Genomic DNA, 555 nt, shown 5'->3' with positions numbered 1-555 from the left:
CCCTCGACCTGCGGGTCGGTGGTACCGAACTGGCGCGAGGCGCCGATGAACAGTTGGCCGGTCGGTCGTGGCTGGATATTGCACGCGGTCGACGGGCCGCTGGCGTTGTGTGCGCTGGTCACGTAGCCCAGTTCCACCAGGGTGTGGGTGACCTTGCCGGGGTAGCGGTCGGTGATCAGCAGGTGGCCTTTCTTGGGTTCGATCGGCAGTTCCGGGCACAGCTCGGTGGCCTGGATGCCGTTGGCCAGCACCACCGCCGAAGCGCCGAGCCACTGGCCGTTGTCCAGGCGCACGCGCTGGCCGTCGACTTCGCTGACCCGGGCCTGGCGCTGGCGAATACCGGGGCTGTCGAGCATCCAGCGGGCGGTGGCCGGTGCGTAGAGAATACCGTCGCCCTCGATCAGCAAGCCGCCTTCCAGGCCTTCACGCAACAACGGCTCGCGCTCGCGCATCTGGCGGGCGCCGATCAACTGGCAGGCTTCGCCATGGGCCTGCAGGTTGGCGTGCTTGTGCTCGGCCACGGCCATTTCCTCGGCGTTGGCGGCCAGCCACAGG

Annotated in this window: 1 protein-coding gene; it reads right to left on the bottom strand. The window is 68.6% G+C overall.

Going from position 1 to position 555, the window contains the following annotated elements; genetic code table 11:
• On the bottom strand, positions 1 to 555 hold a 555-nt coding region (locus G3436_RS25090), incomplete at both ends, for an NAD(P)/FAD-dependent oxidoreductase (RefSeq protein ID WP_163950785.1).

Origin of the sequence: Pseudomonas brassicae (genome assembly GCF_010671725.1) — a bacterium.
GTDB lineage: Bacteria > Pseudomonadota > Gammaproteobacteria > Pseudomonadales > Pseudomonadaceae > Aquipseudomonas > Aquipseudomonas brassicae.
This window is presented reverse-complemented; position numbering and strand designations above follow the sequence as displayed.